At 71.6% G+C, this 25,142-nt stretch carries 24 protein-coding genes and 2 pseudogenes; 15 read left to right on the top strand and 11 right to left on the bottom strand.

Features of this window, described 5'->3' with window-relative positions; all coding sequences use genetic code 11:
• Positions 1-1,089 (top strand): 2-oxoglutarate dehydrogenase, E2 component, dihydrolipoamide succinyltransferase (sucB, locus tag Q8A52_RS37115; RefSeq protein ID WP_316759806.1); only part of this gene is annotated, 1,089 nt, incomplete at its 5' end.
• Positions 1,090-1,149: 60 nt separating this feature from the next.
• Here the strand turns inward: sucB and Q8A52_RS37120 are convergent.
• Positions 1,150-1,851 carry a hypothetical protein gene (locus Q8A52_RS37120; protein ID WP_316759807.1) on the bottom strand — a complete coding sequence of 234 codons (702 nt, stop codon included), beginning with the start codon at positions 1,849-1,851 and terminating at the stop codon, positions 1,150-1,152.
• Positions 1,852-2,138: 287 nt separating this feature from the next.
• Between Q8A52_RS37120 and Q8A52_RS37125 the strand changes: the two genes are divergently transcribed.
• From Q8A52_RS37125 to Q8A52_RS37145, 5 genes and pseudogenes are all read left to right on the top strand, one after another.
• Positions 2,139-2,762, top strand: a complete 624-nt coding sequence (locus tag Q8A52_RS37125) for a GntR family transcriptional regulator (RefSeq protein WP_316759810.1) — start codon at positions 2,139-2,141, stop codon at positions 2,760-2,762.
• Between the two features lie 282 nt (positions 2,763-3,044).
• Complete coding sequence (aceE, locus tag Q8A52_RS37130; RefSeq protein ID WP_316759813.1) at positions 3,045-5,747, top strand: pyruvate dehydrogenase (acetyl-transferring), homodimeric type; 2,703 nt, start codon at positions 3,045-3,047, stop codon at positions 5,745-5,747.
• Positions 5,748-5,822: 75 nt separating this feature from the next.
• A pseudogene (locus Q8A52_RS37135) lies at positions 5,823-6,383 on the top strand (helix-turn-helix transcriptional regulator); the annotation flags it as partial.
• Between the two features lie 681 nt (positions 6,384-7,064).
• Positions 7,065-7,469 (top strand): annotated as a pseudogene (locus Q8A52_RS37140) (WYL domain-containing protein); the annotation flags it as partial.
• 56 nt (positions 7,470-7,525) lie between these two features.
• Positions 7,526-8,044 (top strand): DUF4240 domain-containing protein, encoded by a 519-nt coding sequence (locus Q8A52_RS37145; protein ID WP_316760204.1) that lies wholly within the window; start codon positions 7,526-7,528, stop codon positions 8,042-8,044.
• 17 nt (positions 8,045-8,061) lie between these two features.
• Here Q8A52_RS37145 and Q8A52_RS37150 read toward each other — a convergent pair whose 3' ends face one another.
• The gene (locus Q8A52_RS37150; protein ID WP_316759816.1) at positions 8,062-8,295 is read right to left on the bottom strand and encodes a hypothetical protein; all 234 of its coding nucleotides are present in this window, start codon (positions 8,293-8,295) and stop codon (positions 8,062-8,064) included.
• Between the two features lie 71 nt (positions 8,296-8,366).
• A complete protein-coding gene (locus Q8A52_RS37155; RefSeq protein WP_316759819.1) occupies positions 8,367-9,224 on the bottom strand; it encodes a peptidoglycan recognition protein family protein in 858 nt (285 codons plus the stop codon).
• Between the two features lie 188 nt (positions 9,225-9,412).
• Here Q8A52_RS37155 and Q8A52_RS37160 point away from each other — a divergent pair, with 188 nt between their 5' ends.
• On the top strand, positions 9,413-10,606 hold the full coding sequence (locus Q8A52_RS37160) for a MarP family serine protease (RefSeq protein ID WP_316759821.1): 1,194 nt from the start codon (positions 9,413-9,415) through the stop codon (positions 10,604-10,606).
• A gap of 25 nt (positions 10,607-10,631) precedes the next feature.
• On the opposite strand, the gene Q8A52_RS37165 is transcribed toward Q8A52_RS37160, so the two are convergent.
• A complete protein-coding gene (locus Q8A52_RS37165) occupies positions 10,632-11,120 on the bottom strand; it encodes a GNAT family N-acetyltransferase (RefSeq protein WP_316759823.1) in 489 nt (162 codons plus the stop codon).
• 37 nt (positions 11,121-11,157) lie between these two features.
• Between Q8A52_RS37165 and Q8A52_RS37170 the strand changes: the two genes are divergently transcribed.
• Both Q8A52_RS37170 and Q8A52_RS37175 read left to right on the top strand, forming a co-directional pair.
• A complete protein-coding gene (locus tag Q8A52_RS37170; RefSeq protein ID WP_316759826.1) occupies positions 11,158-12,057 on the top strand; it encodes a TIGR01777 family oxidoreductase in 900 nt (299 codons plus the stop codon).
• Between the two features lie 161 nt (positions 12,058-12,218).
• The gene (locus Q8A52_RS37175) at positions 12,219-13,574 is read left to right on the top strand and encodes an NAD(P)/FAD-dependent oxidoreductase (protein WP_316759829.1); all 1,356 of its coding nucleotides are present in this window, start codon (positions 12,219-12,221) and stop codon (positions 13,572-13,574) included.
• Between the two features lie 7 nt (positions 13,575-13,581).
• Here Q8A52_RS37175 and Q8A52_RS37180 read toward each other — a convergent pair whose 3' ends face one another.
• Positions 13,582-15,018, bottom strand: coding sequence for a regulator (locus Q8A52_RS37180; RefSeq protein ID WP_316759832.1), 1,437 nt, complete (start codon positions 15,016-15,018; stop codon positions 13,582-13,584).
• Between the two features lie 239 nt (positions 15,019-15,257).
• Here Q8A52_RS37180 and lipB point away from each other — a divergent pair, with 239 nt between their 5' ends.
• The 4 genes from lipB (at position 15,258) to Q8A52_RS37200 (ending at position 18,370) form a co-directional block, all read left to right on the top strand.
• On the top strand, positions 15,258-16,049 hold the full coding sequence (gene lipB, locus Q8A52_RS37185; RefSeq protein WP_316759834.1) for a lipoyl(octanoyl) transferase LipB: 792 nt from the start codon (positions 15,258-15,260) through the stop codon (positions 16,047-16,049).
• Positions 16,050-16,157: 108 nt separating this feature from the next.
• Positions 16,158-17,147: a lipoyl synthase gene (gene lipA, locus Q8A52_RS37190; protein WP_316759837.1), complete on the top strand. Its 990-nt coding sequence runs from the start codon at positions 16,158-16,160 to the stop codon at positions 17,145-17,147.
• Positions 17,148-17,415: 268 nt separating this feature from the next.
• Positions 17,416-17,613 carry an SCO2195 family GlnR-regulated protein gene (locus tag Q8A52_RS37195; protein WP_066992994.1) on the top strand — a complete coding sequence of 66 codons (198 nt, stop codon included), beginning with the start codon at positions 17,416-17,418 and terminating at the stop codon, positions 17,611-17,613.
• Positions 17,614-17,671: 58 nt separating this feature from the next.
• A complete protein-coding gene (locus tag Q8A52_RS37200; RefSeq protein ID WP_316759840.1) occupies positions 17,672-18,370 on the top strand; it encodes a DUF4191 domain-containing protein in 699 nt (232 codons plus the stop codon).
• A gap of 110 nt (positions 18,371-18,480) precedes the next feature.
• On the opposite strand, the gene Q8A52_RS37205 is transcribed toward Q8A52_RS37200, so the two are convergent.
• Positions 18,481-18,948 (bottom strand): RDD family protein, encoded by a 468-nt coding sequence (locus tag Q8A52_RS37205; RefSeq protein WP_316759843.1) that lies wholly within the window; start codon positions 18,946-18,948, stop codon positions 18,481-18,483.
• 210 nt (positions 18,949-19,158) lie between these two features.
• Between Q8A52_RS37205 and glnA the strand changes: the two genes are divergently transcribed.
• Positions 19,159-20,568 (top strand): type I glutamate--ammonia ligase, encoded by a 1,410-nt coding sequence (glnA, locus tag Q8A52_RS37210; RefSeq protein WP_316759846.1) that lies wholly within the window; start codon positions 19,159-19,161, stop codon positions 20,566-20,568.
• Between the two features lie 126 nt (positions 20,569-20,694).
• On the opposite strand, the gene Q8A52_RS37215 is transcribed toward glnA, so the two are convergent.
• The gene (locus tag Q8A52_RS37215; RefSeq protein WP_316759849.1) at positions 20,695-20,952 is read right to left on the bottom strand and encodes a hypothetical protein; all 258 of its coding nucleotides are present in this window, start codon (positions 20,950-20,952) and stop codon (positions 20,695-20,697) included.
• Between the two features lie 311 nt (positions 20,953-21,263).
• Here Q8A52_RS37215 and Q8A52_RS37220 point away from each other — a divergent pair, with 311 nt between their 5' ends.
• Complete coding sequence (locus Q8A52_RS37220; RefSeq protein WP_316759852.1) at positions 21,264-21,521, top strand: SCO2583/SCO2584 N-terminal domain-containing protein; 258 nt, start codon at positions 21,264-21,266, stop codon at positions 21,519-21,521.
• Positions 21,522-21,557: 36 nt separating this feature from the next.
• On the opposite strand, the gene Q8A52_RS37225 is transcribed toward Q8A52_RS37220, so the two are convergent.
• Genes Q8A52_RS37225 through Q8A52_RS37240 form a run of 4 tightly spaced genes read right to left on the bottom strand, consistent with a single transcriptional unit; the run spans position 21,558 to position 25,142 of the window.
• Positions 21,558-22,268 carry a DsbA family oxidoreductase gene (locus tag Q8A52_RS37225; RefSeq protein WP_316759855.1) on the bottom strand — a complete coding sequence of 237 codons (711 nt, stop codon included), beginning with the start codon at positions 22,266-22,268 and terminating at the stop codon, positions 21,558-21,560.
• Positions 22,265-23,560 (bottom strand): methyltransferase domain-containing protein, encoded by a 1,296-nt coding sequence (locus Q8A52_RS37230; protein WP_316759858.1) that lies wholly within the window; start codon positions 23,558-23,560, stop codon positions 22,265-22,267. Before Q8A52_RS37230 ends, Q8A52_RS37225 begins: the two co-directional genes overlap by 4 nt.
• Complete coding sequence (locus Q8A52_RS37235) at positions 23,557-24,393, bottom strand: iron-containing redox enzyme family protein (RefSeq protein ID WP_316759860.1); 837 nt, start codon at positions 24,391-24,393, stop codon at positions 23,557-23,559. Before Q8A52_RS37235 ends, Q8A52_RS37230 begins: the two co-directional genes overlap by 4 nt.
• Complete coding sequence (locus Q8A52_RS37240; protein WP_408649319.1) at positions 24,390-25,142, bottom strand: dihydrodipicolinate synthase family protein; 753 nt, start codon at positions 25,140-25,142, stop codon at positions 24,390-24,392. The genes Q8A52_RS37235 and Q8A52_RS37240 overlap by 4 nt, the downstream gene beginning before the upstream one ends.

Below are 25,142 nucleotides of genomic sequence, written 5' to 3' on the forward strand. Positions count from 1 at the left end.
GCCCCGGCCGCCCCGGCGCCCGCCCCGGCGGCGCCCGCGGCTCCGGCCGCCCCGGCTCCGGCCCCGGCCGCTCCCGCTCCGGTCGCCGCCGCTCCGGCGCCGGTCGTCCCGGTGGCCCCGGTCCCGGTCGCCCCGGCTCCGGCCGCGACCGCCAGTGACGAGGGCGCCTACGTGACCCCGCTGGTGCGCAAGCTCGCCGCCGAGAACGGCGTCGACCTGGCCACCGTCAAGGGCACCGGCGTCGGCGGTCGTATCCGCAAGCAGGACGTCATCGCCGCCGCCGAGGCCGCGAAGGCCGCCGCCGCTGCTCCGGCTCCGGCCGCCGCTGCCGCTCCGGCCAAGAAGGCGCCGACCCTCGAGGTCTCCCCGCTGCGCGGCCAGACCGTCAAGATGCCCCGCATCCGCAAGGTCATCGGCGACAACATGGTCAAGGCGCTGCACGAGCAGGCCCAGCTGTCGTCGGTCGTCGAGGTCGACGTCACGCGCCTGATGCGGCTGCGCGCCCAGGCCAAGGACTCGTTCGCCGCGCGCGAGGGCGTCAAGCTCTCCCCGATGCCGTTCTTCGTGAAGGCGGCGGCCCAGGCGCTGAAGGCCCACCCGGTCATCAACGCCAAGATCAACGAGGCCGAGGGCACGATCACCTACTTCGACTCCGAGAGCATCGGGATCGCGGTGGACTCCGAGAAGGGCCTGATGACCCCGGTCATCAAGCACGCGGGCGACCTGAACATCGCCGGCATCGCCAAGGCCACGGCGGAGCTCGCGGGCAAGGTCCGTGCCAACAAGATCACGCCCGACGAGCTGTCCGGCGCGACCTTCACCATCTCCAACACCGGTTCGCGCGGCGCGCTCTTCGACACGATCATCGTGCCGCCGGGCCAGGTGGCGATCCTCGGCATCGGTGCCACGGTCAAGCGTCCGGCCGTCATCGAGACCGAGGAGGGCACGGTCATCGGCGTCCGCGACATGACCTACCTGACCCTCTCCTACGACCACCGTCTGGTGGACGGCGCCGACGCGGCCCGTTACCTGACGGCGGTCAAGGCGATCCTGGAGGCGGGCGAGTTCGAGGTCGAGCTCGGGCTGTAAGCCTCTGTCAGTGCCGTACGGTGCCCCGCCCGGAGCCTCTCCGGGCGGGGCACCGTCGTATCACCTGGGCGTCAGCCGCGCGTCGGACCAGGTGATCAGCGTCTCCACCCACACGTTGGGGATGTAGAGGCGGGGCGCGGGGGTGAGGTCCTCGGTGCGGTAGGCCTTCAGGACGTCGTAGGTGGCGTCCAGGCAGTCCCGCGAGGTGAGCTCCCCGGTCTTCGGATCGACGCCCACGAGAAAGCCGCGGCCCTCGACGGTACGGATCATCCTCCGGGCCGACCGAACGTCGCTCGTCGAGGACGAGGTGCAGCGGTAACGGCTGTACGGATGGGTCGACTTGCCGGGATAGAAGGCGTCGCGGGACATGTCGCTGAGCATGCGGTCGTACGACCCCCGCGCGTGCCAGGCGCCGATGCCCCCGCCGGGCGGGGTGTAGAGCTTGTTGGTGGGGTTCTCGACCGCGCCGTACTCCCAGGTGTTCGTGCCGGTGATGCGGAAGCCCCAGCCGACATGGCCGAACTTCTGGGCGCCGTCCGGCTTGACGAAGACGCAGGCGCCGCCGTGGCCGGCGGGCTGCCCCCGGCCGGCCAGGACCGCGGTACTCCCCGCGGCCGAGGCCGCCGTGCTCTTCACCTTGCCGGCCTTGGTGTGCCCCGGCCGGTGCGCGCCCGTGCTCATCGGCCGGCACGCCGTGACTCCCGTGACCGCCGCCAAGGCGACCGCGACGACCGCCCAGCCGGCCCGTCCCCCGATGTCCATTCCGTCCCCCAGTGGTGCCCAGGGGTGCCCCTGCCGGAACCCCTCTGCCGACCGCGACACGGATCGGGCACCGGGGGTTCTGCCGGTGGCCCGGTGGTGACACGGCGGTTACGGCTCCGCGGCCCGCCCGGTACGGGGCTTTACGGAACAAGCCGCCCCGAGAGCGTGTAAGTCTCGTCTCACCTGCATGAAAGCGCCCCCGTGCGCCCCTCCCCGACGGCGGTCCGGCCTTATTGTCTAAACGTCAAACGCCCCGGGGGCCTGCGGCCCCTCCCTAAGGAGCCCTCATGACCGCGCCCGTCGTCCACTCGCTGCGCGAACAGATCCGCGAGCACATCGTGGAGGGAATCGTGAGCGGTCGCTGGAAGCCGGGCGAGCGGATCGTGGAGCGGCGGATCGCGACCGAGCTGGAGGTCAGCCAGACCCCGGTGCGGGAGGCGCTGCGCGAGCTGGAGTCGCTCCGGCTGATCGAGTCCGCGCCGAACAAGGGCGTGCGGGTGCGGAACCTGACGGCGGCCGACCTGGAGGAGAGCTACCCCGTGCGGGCCGGCCTGGAGGCGATCGCGGCGGAACTGGCGGCCGCGAAGCTGGCGCAGGACTGCTCGGCCCTGGAGCCCCATGTCGCGGCCCTGTACGAGGCCGACCGCAATGCCGACGGCACGGCCCAGGTGCGGCACACGGTGGGCTTCCACCGCGAGCTGGTCCGTGCGGCCGGCAACTCGGTGCTGCTGCACACCTGGGAAGGCCTGGGCATCGAGGTCTTCACGGCCCTGTCGATCCGCTGGCTGGGGACGGTGCAGCAGTCGTACGCCGAGGAGCACGAGGAGCTGGTCGCCGCCTTCCGCCGGCGCGACCCCCGGATCGCCGACATCGTGAAGGCCCACGTCCTGGGCTGCGCCCCGCGCGCCTGAAGCAGCCGAGCACACCCACGCTCACCTGCGAAAACCCCCTGCTGATGCGGCACCCGGTGCCTGCCTCAAAGGCACCGGGTGCCGACTTTCTCGAAATCGAGAGGTTTTCCCCCTCAACCCTTTGATCGATCATCGATCAGCGAGTTACAGTCGCCGACGGGCACGCGACGGAGTCGTAAAACGACACCGCACCCGAGTCCACGCCCTGTCCTGCCAAAGACCAAGGGCACCCCCGAACCCTTACCGATGAGGGAACCCCCTTCGACTGAGGAAGGCGGCGACATGACCGACCCCTACGCCATCCAGCCGAGCGAGCTCGACCAGCTCCCGGACCGCGACCCCGAGGAGACTGCCGAATGGCAGGCCTCACTGGACGCGGTGGCCAGGGAAGCCGGGCCGCACCGTGCCGCGTACCTGATGCGCCGCACGCTGGAGCGCGCGGAGGGCAACGGCATCTCGCTGCCCAAGCTGATCGAGACCGACTACGTCAACACCATCCCCACCGCCGCCGAGCCCGCCGCGCCCGGTGACGAGGAGATGGAGCGCAGGATCACCGCGTGGAACCGCTGGAACGCGGCCGCGATGGTGACCCGCGGCAGCAAGTACGGCGTCGGCGGTCACATCGCCACCTTCGCCTCCGCGGCCTGGCTGTACGAGACCGGCTTCAACCACTTCTTCAAGGGCAAGGAGGCCGACGGCTCGGGCGACCAGCTCTACATCCAGGGCCACGCCTCCCCCGGCATCTACGCCCGCGCCTTCCTCGACGGCCGGCTGGACGAGGCGCACCTCGACAACTTCCGCCAGGAGGCCGGCGGCAACGGCCTGCCGTCGTACCCGCATCCGCGCCGCCTGCCCTGGCTGTGGGAGTTCCCGACGGTGTCGATGGGCCTCGGCCCGCTCTCCGCCATCTACCAGGCGCGCTTCAACCGCTACCTCACCAACCGCGGCATCAAGGACCTCTCCGCGTCCCACGTCTGGGCCTTCCTCGGCGACGGTGAGATGGACGAGCCGGAGTCGACCGCGGCCCTCGCGCTCGCCGCGCGTGAGGAGCTGGACAACCTCACCTTCGTCATCAACTGCAATCTGCAGCGCCTCGACGGCCCGGTCCGCGCCAACTTCAAGATCGTGCAGGAGCTGGAGGCCCAGTTCCGCGGCGCCGGCTGGAACGTCGTCAAGAGCCTGTGGGGCAGCGCCTGGGACGAGCTGTTCGCGCTCGACACCACCGGCGCGCTCGTACGCCGGCTGCGCCAGGTGCCGGACGCCCAGATCCAGACGTACCAGACCCGCGACGCCGCCTACATCCGCCAGGACTTCTTCGGTGCCAACCCGGCGCTCGTCGAGATGGCGAAGCTGCTGAGCGACGACAAGATCCTCGAGTGCTTCCACCTCTCCCGCGGTGGTCACGAGGCGCGCAAGGTGTACGCCGCGTACAGGGCCGCCGTCGAGCACAAGGGCGCGCCGACCGTGATCCTGGCCCAGACGGTCAAGGGCCACACCCTCGGCCAGGGCTTCGCGTCGAAGAACGCCAACCACCAGATGAAGAAGCTGACGGTGGACGAGTTCAAGACGATGCGCGACCTGCTGGAGCTGCCGATCTCCGACGCGCGGTTCGCCGACGGCGTGGTCCCCTACGGCCACCCGGGCGCCGACTCCCCCGAGGTCCGCTACCTCCAGGAGCGCCGCGCGGCCCTCGGCGGCCCGGCCCCGGCCCGCCGGGTCCACCCGCTCGCGCCGCTGCCGGCCCCGGCCGAGAAGGCGTTCGCCTCCTTCGACAAGGGCTCCGGCTCCCAGAACGTGGCCACCACGATGGCCTTCGTCCGCCTGGTCAAGGACCTGGTCCGCGACAAGGAGACGGGCAAGCGCTGGGTGCCGATCGTCCCGGACGAGGCACGCACCTTCGGTATGGAGTCGCTGTTCCCGTCCCTCGGGATCTACTCCCCCAAGGGACAGACGTACGAGCCGGTCGACCGTGACCAGCTGATGTACTACAAGGAGGCCAAGAACGGCCAGATCCTCAACGAGGGGATCACCGAGGCCGGTTCGATGGCCGACTTCATCGCCGCGTCGACCGCGTACGCGACGCACGGCGAGACGATGATCCCCTTCTACATCTTCTACTCGATGTTCGGCTGGCAGCGCACGGCCGACCAGATGTGGCAGCTCGGCGACCAGCTCGGCCGCGGCTTCCTGGTCGGGGCGACGGCGGGCCGTACGACGCTGACGGGCGAAGGCCTGCAGCACGCCGACGGCCACTCGCCGGTGATCGCGGCGACGAACCCCGCCGCCCTCACCTACGACCCGGCGTTCGCGTACGAGATCGCGGTCATCGTGAAGGACGGTCTGCGCCGCATGTACGGCGAGACGGCGCCGGGTGAGGACCCGAACGTCTTCTACTACCTGACCGTATACAACGAGCCGCTGCCGCAGCCCGCGAAGCCGTCGGGCCCCGGCATCGACGAGGGCATCGTCAAGGGTCTGTACCGCTTCAACACGGCGGAGTCGGCGGGACACGCCCCGGCGGCCAACGCCCCCCGCATCCAGTTGCTGGGCTCCGGTACGGCGATCCACTGGGCGCTTCAGGCGCAGCAGCTGCTCGCCGAGGAGTGGGGAGTCGCGGCCGACGTGTGGTCCGCGACCTCCTGGACCGAGCTGCGCCGCGACGCGCTGGAGGCGGACGCCGCCCTGCTGCGCGGCGAGGAGCGGGTGCCGTTCGTCCGGCAGGCGCTGCAGGGCGCCGAGGGCCCGGTCCTCGCGGTCTCCGACTACATGCGCCAGGTTCCGGACCAGATCGCGCAGTGGGTCGAGCAGGACTGGTCCTCGCTGGGCGCCGACGGCTTCGGCCTGTCGGACACCCGTGAGGCCGCCCGCCGTCACTTCGGCGTCGACGCCCAGTCGATCGTGGTGGCGGCCCTGGCCCAGCTCGCGAAGCGGGGCGAGGTCAAGGTGACCGCGGTGAAGGAAGCGCGGGAGAAGTACGGCCTGTAAGGACGGCGCACGCGCGAGGGGGTACGGCACCTGCCGTGCCCCCTCGTTGTCGGTGGGGCCCGGCATCATGGCCGTATGCGCGCTGCCCGGCTGATCAAGATGGTGCTGCTGCTCCAGTCCCGGCCCTCCATGACCGCCGCCGAGCTCGCCCGCGAGCTGGAGGTGTCGGAGCGGACCGTGACGCGGGACGCACAGGCGCTGTCGGAGGCGGGGGTGCCGGTCTACGCGGACCGAGGGCGGGCCGGCGGCTACCGGCTGATCGGCGGGTACCGGACCCGGCTCACCGGGCTCGCCCGGAGCGAGGCGGAGGCGCTGTTCCTGAGCGGGGTGCCGGGAGCGCTGCGAGAGATGGGCCTGGAGGACGCTGCCTCGGCGGCCCGGCTGAAGGTGTCGGCGGCCCTCCTCCCCTCTTTGCGTGACGCGTCCCGCACGGCTGCCCAGCGGTTCCATCTGGACGCACCCGCCTGGTTCCGCGAGCCAAAGACACCGACGCTGCTGCCCGCAATTGCGGAGGCGGTGTGGGCCGACCACCGCCTCACGGCCCGCTACCGGCGCGGCGATCGAGAGGTGGAACGAACCCTCGATCCGTACGGCCTCGTGCTGAAGGCGGGCGTCTGGTATCTGTGCGCGCGGGTCCTGCCATCGGACGACGAGGACGGCGCGACCGGGGTGCACAGTACGACGGGTACGCGCGGCGTGGGCGACGCGAGCGGCACGGATGGCCTGGGCGATGCGGGCGGCATGGGCAGCGCGGGCGACCTGAGCGATGCGGACGGCCTGGGCAAGGCGAGCGGCATGGGCCACGCCGGTTCTCCGGGTGACCCGGGCAACGCGAGCAGCCTGGGCGACGCCGGTTCTCCGGGTGACCCGGGCAACGCGAGCAGCCTGGACGACAAAGCGGACCGTCTCGCCGACGCGGGCAGCGCGGACGGGCCGCGCAATGCGAGCAGCCTGGACGGCCCGGGCGATACAGGTCGTCTGGGCGGAACGAGCGGCACGGACAGCCGGTGCGGCGCGGGCGGCCTCAGCGATGCGGACCGTCTCGGCGACGCAGATGGCCGGGACGACACGGGCAGCGCGGACGGGCCGCGCAGCGCGAGCAGCCTGGACGGGCCGAACGCGGGTCGTCCGGGTGGCCTGGACGGCGCGGAGGGGCCGGACGGCTTCGGCGCCACGCGGGACGCGGGCGGCATCGGGGGCGGCGGCGCACGCAACGCGGGCGGCATCCGGGGCGGCGCATGCAACGCGAGCGGCGTGCCGGGCCCCGGCACGCGCGACGTCGGCGGCGTCCGGGGCCGGGGCGACGCGCGTGCGCGCGGCGGCTTCCGGACCTATCGCATCGACCGGATCACCGCCGTCGCCGACCACGGCACCCGCTTCGTCCGTGACGAGGCGTTCGAGCTGCCCGGCTTCTGGGCGGCGCAGGCCGAGGGGTTCGCGCGGTCGATCCTGCGGGCCGAGGTCGTCGTACGGCTGTCCGCTCAGGGCGTGCGCAGGCTGGCGTACGTCGTCGATCCCGTGTCCGCGCGCGAGGCACTGCACAGCGCGGGCGACGCGGACGACGAGGGGTGGGTGACCGCGACGCTGCCGGTGGAGTCGGAGGAGGTCGCGCACACCCAGCTCATGGCGCTCGGCCCGGAGGTGGAGGTGCTGGCCCCCGCCGCCCTGCGGGAGCGGTTCGCCCGGGACGCGGCGCGGCAGGCGGAGCTCTACGGCCGATAACAATCCGCCGCACTCCACGTGCGCCCCACCCGCTCAGGCCCGATGCTTGACCCGTGATGGAAGAGTCGGAGTTCTGGGAGCTGGTGGACGCCGCCCGCGAGGCCGCCGAGGGTGACCCGGAGGAGCAGGCCGACCTGCTCGTGGAGCGGCTGCTCACGCTGGACCCGGAGTCGGTCCTGGACTTCGCCCGTCACTTCGAGTCCCGCTACAACAGGGCCTATCGCTGGGACCTGTGGGGTGCGGCCTGGGTGCTGCTCGACGGGGCGAGCGACGACGCCTTCGACTTCTTCCGGTGCTGGCTGATCGGTCAGGGCCGGGACGTCTTCGAGGGCGCCCTGCACGACCCGGACGCGCTGGCCGACCTGCTCGGCGAGTTCGACGAGGAGATCGACGGGGACGGCGAGGAGCTGGGCTACGCCGCGGACGAGGCGTACGAACAGCTCACCGGCACCGTCGCCCCGGACCTGGGCATCGCGCCCGCGCCCTCCGAACCGGAGGGGGCGCCCGTCGACTTCGAGACCGAGCGGGTGCTCGCGGAGCGGTACCCCAAGCTGTGGGAGCGGTTCAGGGAGTGATTTCCCTCCGGTGAGCGTCAGGCAGCGGTGCGCCTGCGGCCGCCGGTGTCCGTCGGGATGTATGCCTGTGCCCGGTCGGCCCGCACCGCGTGGTGCAGGGGTGCCCTGTTGGCCTGGTCGAGGGCGGATGCGGTGACCGCGGCCGGGCCGAGGATCACCGTCGCGACCGCGCAGACGACCGCCCAGGGGCTGCGCGCGGCCTTGGCCCAGCCGGCGTTCTCCGGGGTGTCCCCGCTACGACTGCCGTTCATGATCCCCACCTCGAGTCGTCTTGTGTTGCCCTGACCGTAGGACGCGGGGATCTGAGGGGCCTGCGGGCCGCCTATGGGGTTGCTGTGGGCGTCCTGCCCTCCAATGGCGGCCATCCGGTGGACGTCCTGCCCTGCAGGCGGGCCGCCGTCTCCCGCATCTCCGGGAGCCGGGCGGTCAGGGCCGCGCCCGGGCAGCTCGTCATGTAGCCGTCGTTGTGGCCCGCGAGCGCGGGGAGCGTGGCGGTGGTGCCAGCCTCATAGCGGCTGAGGCCGTTGCTGGAGACCAGCCGGACCCGGCTGCGCGGGTCGATGCCGGCGGAGCCGAGCTTCCAGGCGGCGACGGCGGCGATCGCGTCGGTCATCGCCCGCGGCACGGATGCCCCCGCGGTGAAGGTGCCGATGGCCGCGATGCCCGTGGTGCGGTGGTTGAAGCCCTGGGCGTGGGCACCGGTGACGGCCCGGTCGACGCCGCCCGCGCGGCCCTCGTAGATCGTGCCGCAGCGGTCGACGAGGAAGTTGTAGCCGATGTCGTCCCAGCTGCGGACGCCGGTCTGGCCCGCGTAGAGGTGACGGATGATGCGGGGCGCGTCGGCGCAGTCGTAGCCGTTGGGCGAGTCGGTGTGGTGGACGAAGACCGCGAGGACCTTGTCGTCGTACCGCGGCGGCGGCTGGGTGCGCGCCGTGCTGCCGTCCAGCCAGACCTCCCGCGGCACGATGCGGGGCTTGGCCGCCCGGTACGGCGCCGGGCCGACCGCCGCGGGCTGTGCGGGCCGGGCCGGGGCGGCCGGGCGGTCGACGCCGCGCACGCTCAGTACCAGGGCGAGGACGGCGGCGAGGCCGGGCAGACAGCCGAGCAGCACCAGGACGGGGCCGGGCAGGCGCACGGCGCGCCACCACCCCGGCCCTGGCGTTCTTCGCAGGAAACGCATGCGGTCCACTGTGGGTGTGATCCACTCCGTCCGCGATGTGCGATGTGCCACCTGGTGGAACCATCGTCCTGGTCCGAGGCGTTTTTGGAGGTACATGCGTGCGTGGCCGGTTCCGGGAGTCACGCTCGTCCGACTGATCACTGGGCCCGTCCTGCTCGTACTAGGGGTTCCGAGAGAAAGGCGGCTCCGTGGACCTGCTCGACCTCCTCCTTGCGCTGGTGATCCTCGTGTACGCGGGGTCCGGCTACCGGCGCGGACTGCTGGCCGGATGCGTGTCGCTGGCCGGGTTCGTGGGCGGCGCGGTGCTCGGGGTGTGGGTGCTGCCGTGGATGATGAACCTGGTCGCGCGGGGGTCGACGGCGGCCACGGTGACCGCGGTGCTGACGGTGCTGGTCCCGGCGGTGGTGGGACACGAGCTCGCGGGGCGGCTGGCGCTGCGGCTGCGGCGTGAGCTGGACCGCACGGGCCGGGACGGGCTGCGGGTGGCGGACGGGATAGGCGGGGCGGCGGCCAACTCGCTCGCGGTGCTGATCGTGGCCTGGGTGGCGGCGAGTGTGCTGGGCGCCTCCTCGTCCCCGGTGGTGACGACGGCCATACGGGACTCGGCGCTGCTGGGTGCCGTGCAGGACGCGATGCCGGACACCACGCCCTCGTGGTTCTCGCGGGCCACGTCCGCGCTCACGGAGGCGGGTTTCCCGCAGGTCTTCAACCCGTTCGAGAACGAGTCGACGGCGGAGGTCGCCAAGCCCTCCGGCGACAGCGTCACGGCGCGCGCCACCGATGCCGCCAGGACGAGCACGGTGAAGATCGAGGGTGCCGCCGGCAACCAGGGCCGCGAGGGCAGCGGCTTCGTATACGCGCGCGAGCATGTGATGACCAACGCCCACGTGGTGGCCGGCATCGACCGCCCGAGCGTGCGGATCGGCGGTGTCGGGCGGTCGTACGAGGCCCGGGTGGTGCTCTTCGACCCGAACAGGGACGTGGCGGTGCTGTACGTGCCCGGGCTCCGGGCGCCCGTGCTGCGGTTCGACGACGAAGCCGGGCGCGGGGACTCGGCGGTGGTCGCGGGCTATCCGCAGGACGGCGATCTGAATCTGCAGGCGGCGACCGTGGCGAACCGGGTGCGGGCGGACGGCAGCACCATCTACAACGACGCCACGGTGACCCGTGAGATCTACTCGATCCGCTCGACGGTCCGCCCCGGCAACTCCGGCGGGCCGCTGCTGACCACGGACGGCCGGGTGTACGGCGTGGTCTTCGCCCGCTCCACCTCCGACGACGAGACGGGCTACGTCCTGACGGCGGACGAGGTGGCTCCCGATGCACGGCGCGCGGCCGCGGCGACGGCGCCGGTGGACACGGGGGACCTGGTCACGTCGTAGGGGTCGGCCGCGGGGCGGTCAGGGGTCAGAGGGAGCGCCCCATGAACACGTCGTCCACGTACTCCCCCGCCAGCAGGAACTCCCCCGGGAGCACGCCCTCGACCACGAATCCCTCCGACTCGTAGAGCCCCCGCGCGGGGGTGTTGTGCCCGAGGACGCGCAGCGTGACGCGCCGGGCGCCGCGGCGGCGGGCCTCGTCGACGGCGGCCCGGAGCAGCGCGCGGCCGACACCCCTGCCGCGGGCGTCGTCGTGGACGGCCAGCCCCTGGATCTGCCGTACGTGCGCGTTCGCGGCGAGCGGGGTCGGGAAGCCGAGGCGGATGTAGCCGACGATGCGGCGGTCGAGTTCGGCGACCAGCGTGTCGTCGGCGCCGTGGCGCTCGCTGAAGAAGGAATCGTAGGGCGGCTGCGGCTCGGGCATCACCGCGTGCAGATGCGACCAGGTGGCCTTGTCCAGGAGCTTCAACTCCTCGTCGTCGTCCGGCAGGGCGGTGCGTATGTACGGATCCGGCATGACGGACACCTTAGACGCGGCAGGGCAGGATGGACTCATGGAACGTTCGCGAATCGCGGTGGCCGGCGCGTCCGGTCTCATCGGCAGCGCTCTGGTGCGGTCCCTGGTCGCAGACGGGCACGAGGTGGTGCGACTGGTCCGCCGTGCGGCCCGCGGCGCGGCGGAGGTCTGCTGGGACCCCGAGGGGCAGTACGTGGACACGGCGGGGCTGGTCGGCTGTGACGTCGTGGTCAACCTCGCGGGCGCCGGGATCGGCGACCGGCGCTGGACGGACGCGTACAAGCGGCGGATCAGGGACAGCCGGGTGCTCGGCACGGCGGCGCTGGCGGAGGCGGTCGCCGCGCTGGACGAGCCGCCGCGGGTCTTCGTCAGCGGCAGCGCGATCGGCGTCTACGGCGACACGGGAGACCGTGCCGTGGACGAGACGGCGGCGCCCGGGGACGGTTTCCTGCCCTCCCTGTGCGTGGAGTGGGAGGAGGCGGCGGCGCCGGCGGAGGAAGCCGGCGTACGGACCGTGTTCGTCCGCACGGGGCTGGTGGTGGCCCGTGAGGGCGGTGCCTGGGCTCGGCTGTTCCCGCTGTTCCGGGCCGGGCTCGGCGGACGGATGGGGGACGGGCGGCAGTACTGGTCGTTCATCGCGCTGCACGACGAGGTGGCCGCGATCCGCCATCTCATCGACACCGAGGACCTGTCCGGGCCGTTCAACCTGACCGCCCCGACGCCCCTGACCAACCGTGAGATCGTGGCGGCGATGGGGCGGGTGCTGCACCGGCCGGCCGTCCTCCCGGTCCCGGCGCAGGTGTTGCGCTCCGTGCTGGGCGAGATGGCGGGAGATGTGCTCGGCAGCCAACGGGTGCTGCCGAAGCGGCTGTTGGAGTCGGGTTTCGTGTTCGCCTTCCCGGGAATCGAGGACGCGATCCGCGCGGCCCTGGCGTAGCCAAGAAATGACTGTATGCGACCGTCGTGCGACCGTGCTCTGTCGGTGCGCGACTGTCCTTGACCGATCACGGCCCTAACCTCGACCCGAACTCGGGTATCCCTGGAGCCAGTTGGGGGCATCACGTCTCCACCGGCCGCGCAACATCGAGGAGGGGCCTCGTGCTTGAGCCCGTGTACCAGGCGGACGTCGTCATCGTGGGAGCCGGAATCGCCGGACTGTCGGCGGCTCATCGGCTGACCAGCGCGGGCGTAACGACCGCAGTCCTGGAGGCCGCCCCCTACGTGGGCGGCCGCATGTCGACGGAGAAGGTCGACGGCTTCCGGCTCGACCGGATCGGACAGCTCCTGTCCACCTCCTATCCCGAGCTACGCCTGACACCAGGGCTCGAGGCCCTCGTTCTGCGCCCCTTCGCCCCGGGCGTCCTGCTGCACCACGACGGACGCCGGCACCGCGCGGGCGCTCCGGCGGGCGGAGGGAGCGCAAGGGGCGCACTCCACGCGGTGCGCGCCCTGGCGAGCGCTCCCAGGGGTTCGGCCGCGTCGCCCGTGCGCACGGGCGCGCCCATGGGCAGCGCCGTCGACCAGGCCCGGCTCGGGGTGGCTCTCGCCCGGATCGCCGCCACCCCCGTCGAGCGCATCCTGGCCCGCCCCGAACTGCCCGCCGCGCAGGCGCTCGCCGTTCGCGGGGTGCCTGCCCGCACGATCGACGGCTTCCTGCGCCCGCTGCTCGCGGCCCTGCTGTGCGACCCGGAGCTGCGGACGTCCAGCCGGTGCGCCGACCTGGCGCTGCGCGCCTTCGCGAGCGGGCGGCTCAGCGTGCCCGAGGGCGGCGCCGAGGCGCTGCCGGAACTGCTCGCCCGCGCGCTGCCGCCCGGCACCGTGCACACGGGGGTCCGGGCCACCTCGATCTCCACGACCTCGGTGACCACCGCCGAGCACGGCGAGATCCGCTGCCGTGCCGTGCTGCTGGCCACCGACGCGCGGGCCGCGGCCGTGCTGCTGCCCGGTCTGCGGGTGCCGGACTTCCACCCGGTGACGGTGGTGCACCACACGACCGACGAGCCCCTGGGCACCGGCGCCTCGCTGCTGCTCGACGCCGACCGCGGCGGCCCGGTCGCGCACACCGCGATGGTCAGCGCCGTCGACCCGAGCCGCGCGCCCGCGGGCCGGGCGCTCGTCTCGTCGACCGTCCTCGGCACCCCCCCGGAAGGGGTCGACACGGCCGTACGGATGCACCTGTCCCGGCTGTACGGCACCTCGACCCGCCGCTGGGAGACCCTCGCCGTGCACCACACCGCCGAGGCCGTCCCGGTGATGCGCCCACCGCACGATCTGCGCCGCCCGGTACGGCTCCTGGCGGGCCTTTACGTGTGCGGCGACCACCGCGACACCAGCACCGTCCAGGGCGCCCTGCACTCGGCCCACCGGGCCGCGGCCGCGATCCTGGCGGACCTGGGCGCGGCGGGCTCGCTGCACCGGGCGGACCCGCTGCCCGCGATGAAGCGCGCCGCCTAGCCGGCGCTCACCCGAGAGCCGCCACCTTGTCCCGGTAGCCCCGTACCGGTGCCGCGTCCTTGTACGGCTCAAGACGGCGCTCGAAGTCCTTGACGTACTCGAGCGCCCGCACCGAACGCATCTCCACCGCCTGTCCGGCCGCCTCCGCGCCCAGCGTGCAGGCCTGGTCGAGCTCGCCGAGACCGAGGCGGGCGGTGGCGAGGACGACACGGCAGAAGAGGCGGCTGCGGGCGAACGTCGGGGCGCGCAGCTGCAGCGAGCGCTCCGCGTGCTGCGCGCAGGCGCGGAACTGCTGCAGATCGCGGTGGCAGTGCCCGAACTCGTCGGCGAGCTGCGCCTCGTCGAAGAAGCGCGCCCAGTACGGCACCTCGTCGCCGGGCCGGGCCGCCTCCAGGGCGCGCTCGGCGCGGACCAGCGCGCCGGTGCAGGCCCGCACCTCGCCGAGCACGCCGTGCGCGCGGGCCTCCGCGGAGTGCAGCAGCGCCTGCACGACGGGCGGGGCGGTGGTCCCGACCCCCTGCTGCGCCACCCGCGCCAGCTGGACGGCCTCGCGGCCGTGCCCGAGGTAGACGGCCTGGCGGCTCATGGTGACCAGGACGTAGGAGCCGTAGGTCCGGTCCCCCGCCGCCTGCGCGAGCCGCAGCGCCTGCACGAAGTAGCGCTGGGCGAGTCCGTGCGCGGCGATGTCGTACGACGTCCAGCCGGCGAGCCGGGTCAGGTCGGCGGCCGCGGCGAACAGGCGGCGGCCCGTCTGCTCGCCGTAGGTGCCGCGCAGCATCGGCTCGCACTCGTGCTCCAGGTAGCGAACGAGGGCCTGGCGGGCGTGTCCGCCGCCGTAGGCGTCGTCGAGGGTACGGAAGAGCTCACCGACCGAGCGCAGCGCGGCGATGTCTCCCCCGGTGACCTTCTGGCCGGGCCCGCGCTCGGCCGTGCCGCGCGGGCGCGGCACGGCGGGCCGCCCCTGTGGGGGCACCTTGGGCAGCGGTTCACCGCGGGCCACCCGGTCGTCGGCCCGGCCGATCAGCCAGTCCCTGCTGGGCACGACGAGACCCGCCGGGGTGAAGGCGATCTTGCGCAGTTCGGCATGGCTGCCGGAGTCCTTGCGCCACAGCCCGCTGACGATGTCGACGGCCTCCTCGGGGGTGGCCGCGAACTCCAGCCCGGCGTACACCGGCGCACAGGCGTCCAGGCCGAGGTCCTGGGCCGTGAGGCGGCGCCCGAGCCGGCGTGTGAAGACCTCGGCGATGAGCGCGGGCGTGGTGCCCCGGGGCTGCTGCCCGCGCAGCCACCGAGTCACGGATGTCTTGTCATATCTGAGATCCAGCCCGTGTTCGAGGCCGAGCTGGTCGACGCGACGGGCCAGACCTGCGTTGGAGAATCCCGCTTCTGCGATGAGCGCGGCGAGCTGGCGATTGGGAGTGCGCTGCGCGGGTCGTTCCGTCATCTGCGGTGCGGTCTCCTGCCTTCCAGGCCTTTGAAGTGCCCGGATTGCCTGTGAGCAGCCCTTATGGCCTCGTGAACGGCGCGAATGTAGCGGAGAGTGAGCAGTCAGTTGCACACTTCGTAGTTCATTCATCCGATCGTGTGAGGATTGCCCCCTGGGCTGACGTGAGCGGACCGGTCGTACAGTGGCTTGGGCGCATTACATGCCTGACACACCCGTCGCCGAGGGAGGCACTTGCCGTGAGTGAGTTGCGGTTCGTCCGCATGGGGTTCGGCGCACAGGCCGTCGAGTACCAGGAGGCCTGGGACGAGCAGCGCCGAGTGCACGCGGCGCGGTTCGCGGACGAGGTACCCGACACCGTCCTGCTGCTCGAACACCCGCCGGTCTACACGGCGGGCCGCCGCACCGAGGACAACGAGCGGCCGCTCGACGGCACGCCGGTCATCGACGTGGACCGCGGCGGCAAGATCACCTGGCACGGCCCGGGACAGCTCGTCGGCTACCCGATCCAGAAGCTCCCGCGCCCGGTGGACGTGGTCGCGCACGTCCGGCGCCTCGAGGAGGCACTGATCCGCACCTGCGCCGAGTTCGGCGTCGAGACCACCCGGGTCGAGGGCCGCAGCGGCGTGTGGGTGCTCGGCGACCCCGTCGAGCAGCGGCCGGCGCTCGGCGGACTGGACTTCGACCCGAGGCTGAACGACGAGGAGTTCGACCCCCGGCTGAACGGCCCGGAGTACGCCCCCTCCAACGCCGGCCAGCGCCGCGAGGACCGCAAGATCGCCGCGATCGGCATCCGCGTCGCCAAGGGCGTCACGATGCACGGCTTCTCCTTCAACGTGAACCCGGACAACGCCTGGTTCGACCGGATCATCCCGTGCGGCATCCGGGACGCGGGGGTGACCTCCCTCGCGGGCGAACTGGGCCGGGAGATCTCGGTCGAGGAGATCCTGCCGACGGTCGAGCGGCACCTGAAGGACGTCCTCGAGAATGCCGATCCGAAGCCGCGGGTGATCGAGAAGGCGACCGCCTGATCTTGGGAATGGACCCCGTCGAGGTGAGGTTGGCCTCACGGGAAGGTCCCAACAAGCACGGGCGTACCCTGGTGTACGCCGAAGAATCGAAGCTACAGGGAGCCGGTCGTGTCCGCAGTCTCACCCGACGGACGCAAGATGCTGCGCCTGGAGGTCCGCAACAGCCAGACCCCCATCGAGCGCAAGCCCGAGTGGATCAAGACGCGGGCGAAAATGGGTCCCGAGTACACGGAGATGCAGAAGCTCGTGAAGAGCGAGGGTCTGCACACGGTCTGCCAGGAAGCCGGCTGCCCGAACATCTACGAGTGCTGGGAGGACCGCGAGGCGACCTTCCTCATCGGCGGCGACCAGTGCACCCGGCGCTGCGACTTCTGCCAGATCGACACCGGCAAGCCCGAGGCCCTCGACCGTGACGAGCCGCGCCGCGTCGGCGAGTCCGTGGTCACCATGGACCTGAACTACGCCACCATCACCGGCGTCGCCCGCGACGACCTGGAGGACGGCGGCGCCTGGCTGTACGCCGAGACCGTGCGCCAGATCCACCGGCAGACCGCCGGGCGCGAGGCCGGGCGGACCAAGGTCGAGCTGCTCGCCCCCGACTTCAACGCCGTCCCGGAGCAGCTGGAAGAGGTCTTCTCCGCCCGGCCCGAGGTCTTCGCGCACAACGTCGAGACGGTGCCCCGGATCTTCAAGCGGATCCGCCCCGGCTTCCGCTACGACCGCTCCCTGAAGGTCATCACCGCCGCCCGCGACTACGGTCTCGTCACCAAGTCGAACCTCATCCTCGGCATGGGCGAGACCCGCGAGGAGGTCAGCGAGGCGCTGAAGCAGCTGCACGAGGCCGGCTGCGAGCTGGTCACCATCACGCAGTACCTGCGCCCGTCCGTGCGTCACCACCCGGTGGAGCGCTGGGTCAAGCCGCAGGAGTTCGTGGAGCTGAAGGAGGAGGCCGAGCAGATCGGCTTCTCCGGTGTGATGTCCGGCCCGCTGGTCCGGTCCTCGTACCGCGCCGGGCGCCTGTACCGGATGGCCGTCGAACAGCGTCAGTCAGGCGCTCCGCAGCGGAGCGGCACCTACATCGCCGCCCAGGCCGTCTGACACGTCGTCACCCCTGCGCCATACGGGTGCGGGGCAAGCGTGTGAATTCGCGCACTAGTTACTACTCGCCAGTAATGACCGAGAAGACGCGGCCCTGACCGTCCTCGCAGATAGGACGCCGGTCAGGGCCGCGTATGCATTCCACCCTCGCCCCATCAAGGCTTCATTGGCGTTTGACCGGTCAGTCACACCCTGGTAACACCAATCAGTGACCCTGGTATCACAGTTCGTACACCCGTACCCGACGCCGTCGAGGGGGACCTCCACCATGCAGGCCGCGCCCGTCCGCGCCACCGCCATCCCCACCTTCACCGACGCACTCCGTGCCGTCGAGTCCCTGCTCATGAGCGGCGGCCAGCGCACCGCCCGCCGCAATGCCTGGACCTCGGTCCTGGAGGACCGCCGTCGCGCCAAGGACCGGGTCGAGGCGCAGCGCGTCCTGGAGCAGGCAGCCACCCGCTCCTGACGTCCCCTCTCCGGGACTGCCGTCGTGGGCACTCCCGGGGCCACGTAGACTTCGTGGCATGGCGAGGAAGGAAACCGCAGCGGACGCTGCGAACCCAGGGCGACTGAAGCAGATCGCCCTTACGTACAAGATGACCCGCAAGGCCGACAAAGCGATCGGTCTTGTGCTCGCGGCTGTCGGCATCGGCACCTTCGGTGTCTTCCTCGCGATCGGCTTCTTGATCGGTCACCCCATCTATCTGGGCATCCTGGGCCTGCTGCTCGCGTTCCTCGCGGCGGCGATCGTGTTCGGCCGCCGGGCCGAGCGGGCCGCGTTCGGGCAGATGGAGGGCCAGCCGGGTGCCGCCGCGGCCGTGCTCGACAACATCGGCCGGGGCTGGACGACGACCCCCGCGGTCGCGATGAACCGCAGCCAGGACGTGGTGCACCGCGCGGTCGGCAAGGCGGGCATCGTGCTGGTCGCCGAGGGCAACCCGAACCGGGTGAAGAGCCTGCTCGCCGCCGAGAAGAAGAAGATGGCCCGCATCGTGGCGGACGTCCCGGTGCACGACGTGATCGTCGGCACGGGCGAGGGCCAGGTCGAGCTGAAGAAGCTGCGCACGGCCATGCTGAAGTACCCGCGCGTCCTGACCGGCCCGCAGGTGACCGCCACCAACGACCGGCTGCGCGCGATGGGCGACCTGATGAGCAACATGCCGCTGCCGAAGGGTCCGATGCCCAAGGGCATGCGGATGCCCAAGGGCGGCAAGGCCCGCTGACTCCCCTGGCCGTACGACGAAGGGGGCGCCCGGAATCACCGGGCGCCCCCTTCGTCGTACGGCCGCTGGAGAGTCGGCTGGAGGGTCGTCCCACCGCCGCTGGAAAGCCGCTAGATACGGACCTCGACCGTCCCGGCCAGCCGGTCGTGCAGACCACGGCCGTCGCGGTCCCAGACGAGCGCCGGGATGGCGAGGAAGAACAGGACCGTGCGCAGCAGCGCGCGCAGCGGGTTCACCCGGCCGGTGTCCAGGGCGACGACACGCAGCCCGAACAGCCGCTTGCCCGGCGTGGAGCCGACCGTGCCGAGGGTGAGGACCAGCAGCACGAGCAGGATGAGCGGCGCCCAGACCTGCGCCGCCTTGTTATAGCTGTCGGTGATCAACCCGTATGCGATCAAGAGGCACAGGCCCCAGTCCACAGCCAGCGCCCCCAGCCGGCGCCCCGGGCGCGCGATCGAACCCGGCCCCTCCTCCGGCAGACCGAGCTGTTCGCCGCGGTATCCGAAATCGGCACCGGCGTCTTCCATGGCCGCACGCGGCCCGGAAAGCCACGATCCCATTGCTTGCCTGTTGTCCACGCGTCCACGGTACTGCGCCCTCGGAAGCCGGGGGCACGGCGGGGTGTGTCGGAGCTACCGTGGAACCGAAGCCGGTTAACTTCTGCGAAACAAATGGGTCACGCCCGAGAAATCACCCGTCCCTAGGGTCGGGGACAGCGTGTGCCACCGCACTGGCCGCACGAACGAACTACCACCCCGGCGAGGACGGTCGGGAGTAGGAGGAGCTGGATGTTCCAGAACGCCGACGAGGCCAAGAAGTTCATCGCAGACGAGGACGTCAAGTTCATCGACGTCCGCTTCTGCGACCTGCCGGGCGTCATGCAGCACTTCACCGTGCCCGTCGAGGCGTTCGACCCGGACGAGGAGCTCGCCTTCGACGGATCCTCGATCCGTGGCTTCCAGGCCATTCACGAGTCCGACATGGCGCTGCGCGCGGACCTGTCGACCGCCCGGGTCGACCCGTTCCGCCGTGACAAGACGCTCAACATCAACTTCTTCATCCACGACCCGATCACGGGCGAGCAGTACTCCCGTGACCCGCGCAACGTGGCGAAGAAGGCCGAGGCCTACCTCGCCTCCACCGGCATCGCGGACACCGCGTACTTCGGTCCCGAGGCCGAGTTCTACGTCTTCGACTCCGTCCGCTTCGCGACCAGCGCGAACGAGTCCTTCTACCACATCGACTCCGAGGCCGGCGCCTGGAACACCGGTGCCCTCGAGGACAACCGTGGTTACAAGGTCCGCTACAAGGGCGGCTACTTCCCGGTCCCGCCGGTCGACCACTTCGCCGACCTGCGCGCCGAGATCTCCCTGGAGCTGGAGGCGGCAGGCCTGAAGGTCGAGCGCCAGCACCACGAGGTGGGCACCGCCGGCCAGGCCGAGATCAACTACAAGTTCAACACGCTGCTCGCGGCCGCGGACGACCTCCAGCTCTTCAAGTACATCGTGAAGAACGTCGCCTGGCGCAACGGCAAGACGGCGACCTTCATGCCGAAGCCGATCTTCGGTGACAACGGCTCGGGCATGCACGTGCACCAGTCGCTGTGGAGCAACGGCGACCCGCTGTTCTACGACGAGGCCGGTTACGCGGGCCTGTCGGACACCGCCCGCTACTACATCGGCGGCATCCTCAAGCACGCCCCGTCGCTGCTGGCCTTCACCAACCCGACGGTGAACTCCTACCACCGTCTGGTCCCGGGCTTCGAGGCTCCGATCAACCTGGTGTACTCGCAGCGCAACCGCTCCGCCGCGATGCGCATCCCGATCACGGGCTCCAACCCGAAGGCCAAGCGCGTCGAGTTCCGCGCGCCCGACTCCTCCGGCAACCCGTACCTCGCCTTCTCGGCCCTCCTCCTCGCGGGCCTCGACGGCATCAAGAACAAGATCGAGCCGGCCGAGCCGATCGACAAGGACCTCTACGAGCTGGCTCCCGAGGAGCACGCGAACGTCGCGCAGGTCCCGACCTCGCTCCCGGCCGTTCTCGACTCGCTCGAGCGCGACCACGAGTTCCTGCTCGCCGGTGACGTCTTCACGTCCGACCTGATCGAGACGTGGATCGACTTCAAGCGCGCGAACGAGATCGCTCCGCTGCAGCTGCGTCCGCACCCGCACGAGTTCGAGCTCTACTTCGACGTGTAAAGACGTCTGTCCGTAGAGACGCCTGAGTAAGTGGCTGAGGGCCGCCGCCTGCGACACTGCAGGTGGCGGCCCTCAGCCGTGCGCTGGGGTGCTTTGGTGAGTCACACCGCCTTTGTCAGCCGACTGTCAGCCGACCAGGATCACTACGACGCCGCCGGTGTTGAAGCCGTTGTTGAAGCCGTTGCCGAAGCCGAAGCCACCGAAGTTGCCGAAGCCGAAGCCACAGTTGTTCCACCAGCCGCCGTTGAAGCAGCCGCGGTTGGTCGTGACCTGGGTCGGAGTGGCGGCCGAGGCCGTTCCTGCCGTGGCGATGGTGGTGCCGCCGGCCAGCAGCACACCGACGGCGGACGCCGCCACGAGACGCCTAGCACGCTGTGCTTTCATGGACGTACCTTCCTTCCACCCCTCGTGCGGTATTCGCAGCACGAATCGGATGGCCGCGACCTCAGAGTGAAAAGTTCGGCGCGGTCGTAGGTCTGGCCGCCTGATCTACCAGGAGCAGCGCTGTCGGTTTTCCCTGGTGAGCAGGGATTACGCCAGCGTAGGGCGTACCCCGCACTGCGGCTCTCTCTCCTTCAGATGCTAGTGGTCCGCCGTCCACTCGGCATCCCGGGCAACCTTCCGCGCTTCCCAGGCTTCCTACTCTCGGGGGATCATCCTCCTTGGTTCTGTCGGACGAGAGAGGTTGAACGGGGATGACTGAACAGGACGACTGGGAGCGGGAGTTCGACCACAGGTGGGCGAATTCCGCCGAGCACAAGGAGCCCTCCGCCCGGGCCCGGATGCTCGCCGCCCGCTGGAAGGAGAACCCCCCGGACCCGGCACCGTTCCGCGCCGACCCGGACTCGGTGGGGCCCCGCCGCTCGTCGTGGGTGTCCACGGCAATAGTCCTCGGCTGTGTCGCCGCGGTGATAGTCCTGCTCGGGTACGCCCAGATGCGGGCGCCGTACTAGATCCGTAACCGGATCCGCACCATCCGGCACTCTCTGTCACGTCGCCGGCAGCAGGGACGCCGCGTGGGTGAGGAGTTCCTCGTAGATCTCGGGGCGGTCCTTGTCGATCACCGGGTAGCCGACCCCGAATTCGCCGCCCAGCCAGTGGGCCTCGATTCCGGGGTTCGCGCTGTTGGTGCCGTCGTGCAGGAAGATGTGCGGGCTGCAGTTGACGCGGTCGTCGCGGGCCGCGTCGTACTGGGCCATCACGGCCGCACGGGACGACCCGGTGTCCAGGGCCCCGGCGAGCCGGCCGACGTCGACCGCGCCCGTCTCCTCGGCGATGCCGAGGATGACGTGGCGCAGCGAGATGCACCGGCCCTCGGCCCAGAAGGCGCGGCGCAGCGCGCGGTCGAGGCGTTCGCTCGCCTCCCAGCCCTGCGCCTTGGCCGCCTGCACCGCCTCGTGCGCGGGGAGCATGGTGACCGGATACGCCCAGTCGGGGCCCTGCCACAGGCGCCAGCCGGCGTCCGGTTCCAGCGCGCCGAGCACGGAGATCTCGGAGTCGACGCCCGGCCGGGCGTTGACCTCGCGGTTGAACAGCTCCAGCGGGAAGGCCCGGAAGTCGAACCGGATGCGTCCCGCCAGGCCCAGCCGGTGCCGGGTCTCGTGCAGCCGGTGCACCGCGACATGGGCGAACGAGCAGTTCAGGTCGGTGTGGACGGCGATGGTGCCGGGGGTCGCGGGCAGCCGCGGGTCGTCACTCACGGGGTCTCCTCGGGCCGGGTGCGCTGGTCGAAGCGGGCGATGGTCGTCTCGCCGGAGACCACACCGCCCCGCCACCGGTAGACCTGCCCGAAGGACTCCTCCCCCGTCGGTACGCCCCGGCTGAAGGTGACGGCGATACGGTCGCCGCGCCGTACCGCGACCGGCTCGGCGACCGGCAGGTAGGCGTGCTTCCAGCTGTCGGAGGTCGTCCGGGCCCCCGGGTCGTCCGTGCCGATGTCGTCGCCGGAGATGTCCAGGGCGACGGTGTCCGACAGGTCGGCGACGAAGTAGCCCTGGAAGCCGGTGAACATGCCGTCGCGCTGGACGGTGTGGACGAGCGGCACGCTGTACTCGGCCGGGTGCCCGGCGCCGTCCCGGAAGTCGTAGCGGCGCAGCAGCCGGGGTGCGGCAAGCCGGGCGGCGGCCGGGACGACCGTGTCGTAGTAGAGGTCGAACGGGTTGCGGGCGCCGCGGCGGCGCAGCAGCTCGGCGAAGCCCGCACGGTTGCCGGCGTCCTGGGGTGCGCCGTCGCGCAGCTGGGCATGGGCCCGCTCGGCGGCCACCGGGACGAGATAGCTCTCGACCGCGCGCGGCAGCATGGCCCCGCCGGGACGCAGGAAGCGCCGGCGGGCGTCGTCGAGGATGGCGGCGCAGTTCTCGTTGTCGGCGAGATTGCCCATGATCTCGGAGATGACGAGGTCGACGGGTTCGGGCAGGTCCAGGTCGAAGGAGATGCCGGGCAGCGGATGGAAGCGGTCGCCGAATCCGGCGGCGGCGAGCCGCTCGGCCGCGGTGGCGAGGATCTTCTCGTTGAGGTCGATGCCGTAGACCCGGGCCGCGCCGGCCTCCAGCGCCCACCGGGCCAGGATGCCGGTGCCGGTGCCCAGGTCGAGCACGGTCGCCCCGGGGCGTACCGCCTCGGTGATCGCGGTGCGGTATGCCGTCATGCGCAGCCGGTCGCCGAGCATCAGGTCGTGGAAGCCGTCGTCCCAGTCGAGGAGCCGCTCGGAGGCCGGCAGCCACACCTGCTCGGGCCGGTAGCGCCGGCCGAGGACACCGCCCCGGTGGACGGTGAGCGACCTCTCGGCGGGGCCGGTCACCGGACAGCCGGTGGCCAGGTCGAAGCTGCTGCGGTGCAGCGGACAGGTGATGCGCAGGGTGCGCGGGTTGAGGTGGCCGTGGACCAGGCGGCCCAGCCGGTGCGGGCACGCCGCGTCGATCTCGAACTCGCGGCCGGCGGCCCGGACCAGGACCCGGTCGCCGGGGAGTTCTTCGAGCACCGGGTCGCTCATGCCGCCTCCCGGGCCCGGGTCACGGCCGCGTCGAAGGCGCCGCCGATCAGCTCGGACAGCAGCAGGGCGCCGATCCACAGCCGGGTGGGATCGATGCCGCCGGCCGCTTCGCACTCCTTGATGGCCAGCTGCATCTCCCTCATGTGGAAGGTGTCGATGTGCAGATGCTCGGTGTAGTAGCGGCCGCTCGCGATGCCGAGGCGTTCGCAGGCGCGGGCCTGGACGGTGAAGGCGTCGGGGATGCTGGCCTCCAGATAGGCGAGGGCGCCGAGGAAGTAGGCGATGTCCTCGGCGCGCTGGGTGAGCCAGTAGAAGACGTTGAGGAACTGGTAGGTCCGGTCGCCGGTGGTGTCGAGGAAGCTCTCCAGGTCCTGGGGCAGGCCGAGTTCGGCGAGCAGGTCGAGATAGAGCTGGGAGTGGGCCTGGCGCTGGTTGCCGCAGCCGAACTCGTCGATGAGCACGCGCATCACGGCCATCTGGGCGCGCAGCGGAAGCCGGGGTATCGCGGGGAAGAAGTTCTGCGCCTCGGTGAGTCCGTCGAGCGCGAACTCCCGGACGACGTGGGTGAATTCCTCGCGGGTGGCCTTCTCCGCGAGATAGCTGCCGGCCGGGCTGCCCGCGCGCTCGCGCGCCAGCAGCCCGTCCAGCCGGGTGAGCCATTCGGCGCGCGCGGCGAGGGGTTCGGTGCCCTCGGTGAGACGGGCCAGCAGCGGGCCGATCCACTGCGCCTCGAGCTCCTCGATCCGCGCGACCGTCCCGGCGGTGGGCCGGGCGCGGTTGAGCAGGAACAGCCGCTTGTGCGGGCTGTCGGTGGGGTGTGCGGTGACGTTCACCGCGGGACCTCCTTGTCCATGGGCTCCGGGACCTCCCGGGCGGTTTCCAGGACTCCGCGTCGGTGCAGTTCGGTCTTGAGGGTCAGGTACCAGTCGTCCCGGTCGAGGCCGTGGCGGGCGCATGCCTCGGTCAGCCGGGCGGCGTCCGCGGCGGACGGCCCGGTGAGCAGGGAACGGCACAGCTCGGGTTCGACGTTGCCGAGGGCGACGACGCAGCCGCCCAGCGGCCCGCACTCCAGGAGCAGGTGCTCCAGCCCCTGGAGGACGGGCACGCCGGGGCCGGCCGCGATCAGCTCCCGGGTGGCGCGGGGGTCGCCCGCCGAGTCCTTGACCGCGGCGATGCCGGGCAGCGCGCAGATCCGCAGCAGGGTGTCCCGGTCGAGTGCGTTTCCCGAGACCCAGGACTCGTGGTAGACGATCACGGGCAGACCGGTGGCCCGGGTGAGGTCCGCGAAGTGGCGGACCATGTCCTCCTGGCGCACACCGCGCCCGTACGGCGTGGTCGCCACGACCGCGGCGGCGCCGAGCTCCTCGGCGACGCGGGCGCGGGCGGCGACCTCGGCCGTGGTGGGCCGCAGAATGCCCGCGAACACCGGCAGCCCGTCGGCGTGCCGGACGGTCGCCCCGACCATCGCCCGCCACCGGCGGTCCGTCAGCCGGGCGCCCTCCCCGGTGCTGAGCGCCGGAAGCAGGGCGTCGGCGTGCGGCCGCAGCGTCGCGACCAGCCGGGCCACCCCGTCCTCGGACAC

The sequence above is a fragment of the Streptomyces herbicida genome (assembly GCF_032656585.1).
In the GTDB taxonomy this organism is placed as follows: Bacteria; Actinomycetota; Actinomycetes; order Streptomycetales; family Streptomycetaceae; genus Streptomyces; species Streptomyces herbicida.

Coding starts and splice junctions, on each gene's coding strand:
- Q8A52_RS37120 (WP_316759807.1), bottom strand. CDS start 1,851: ATGGACATCGGGGGACGGGCCGGCTGGGCGGTCGTCGCGGTCGCCTTG.
- Q8A52_RS37125 (WP_316759810.1), top strand. CDS start 2,139: ATGACCGCGCCCGTCGTCCACTCGCTGCGCGAACAGATCCGCGAGCAC.
- aceE (WP_316759813.1), top strand. CDS start 3,045: ATGACCGACCCCTACGCCATCCAGCCGAGCGAGCTCGACCAGCTCCCG.
- Q8A52_RS37145 (WP_316760204.1), top strand. CDS start 7,526: ATGGAAGAGTCGGAGTTCTGGGAGCTGGTGGACGCCGCCCGCGAGGCC.
- Q8A52_RS37150 (WP_316759816.1), bottom strand. CDS start 8,295: ATGAACGGCAGTCGTAGCGGGGACACCCCGGAGAACGCCGGCTGGGCC.
- Q8A52_RS37155 (WP_316759819.1), bottom strand. CDS start 9,224: ATGCGTTTCCTGCGAAGAACGCCAGGGCCGGGGTGGTGGCGCGCCGTG.
- Q8A52_RS37165 (WP_316759823.1), bottom strand. CDS start 11,120: ATGCCGGATCCGTACATACGCACCGCCCTGCCGGACGACGACGAGGAG.
- Q8A52_RS37170 (WP_316759826.1), top strand. CDS start 11,158: ATGGAACGTTCGCGAATCGCGGTGGCCGGCGCGTCCGGTCTCATCGGC.
- Q8A52_RS37180 (WP_316759832.1), bottom strand. CDS start 15,018: ATGACGGAACGACCCGCGCAGCGCACTCCCAATCGCCAGCTCGCCGCG.
- Q8A52_RS37195 (WP_066992994.1), top strand. CDS start 17,416: ATGCAGGCCGCGCCCGTCCGCGCCACCGCCATCCCCACCTTCACCGAC.
- Q8A52_RS37200 (WP_316759840.1), top strand. CDS start 17,672: ATGGCGAGGAAGGAAACCGCAGCGGACGCTGCGAACCCAGGGCGACTG.
- glnA (WP_316759846.1), top strand. CDS start 19,159: ATGTTCCAGAACGCCGACGAGGCCAAGAAGTTCATCGCAGACGAGGAC.
- Q8A52_RS37215 (WP_316759849.1), bottom strand. CDS start 20,952: ATGAAAGCACAGCGTGCTAGGCGTCTCGTGGCGGCGTCCGCCGTCGGT.
- Q8A52_RS37220 (WP_316759852.1), top strand. CDS start 21,264: ATGACTGAACAGGACGACTGGGAGCGGGAGTTCGACCACAGGTGGGCG.
- Q8A52_RS37230 (WP_316759858.1), bottom strand. CDS start 23,560: ATGAGCGACCCGGTGCTCGAAGAACTCCCCGGCGACCGGGTCCTGGTC.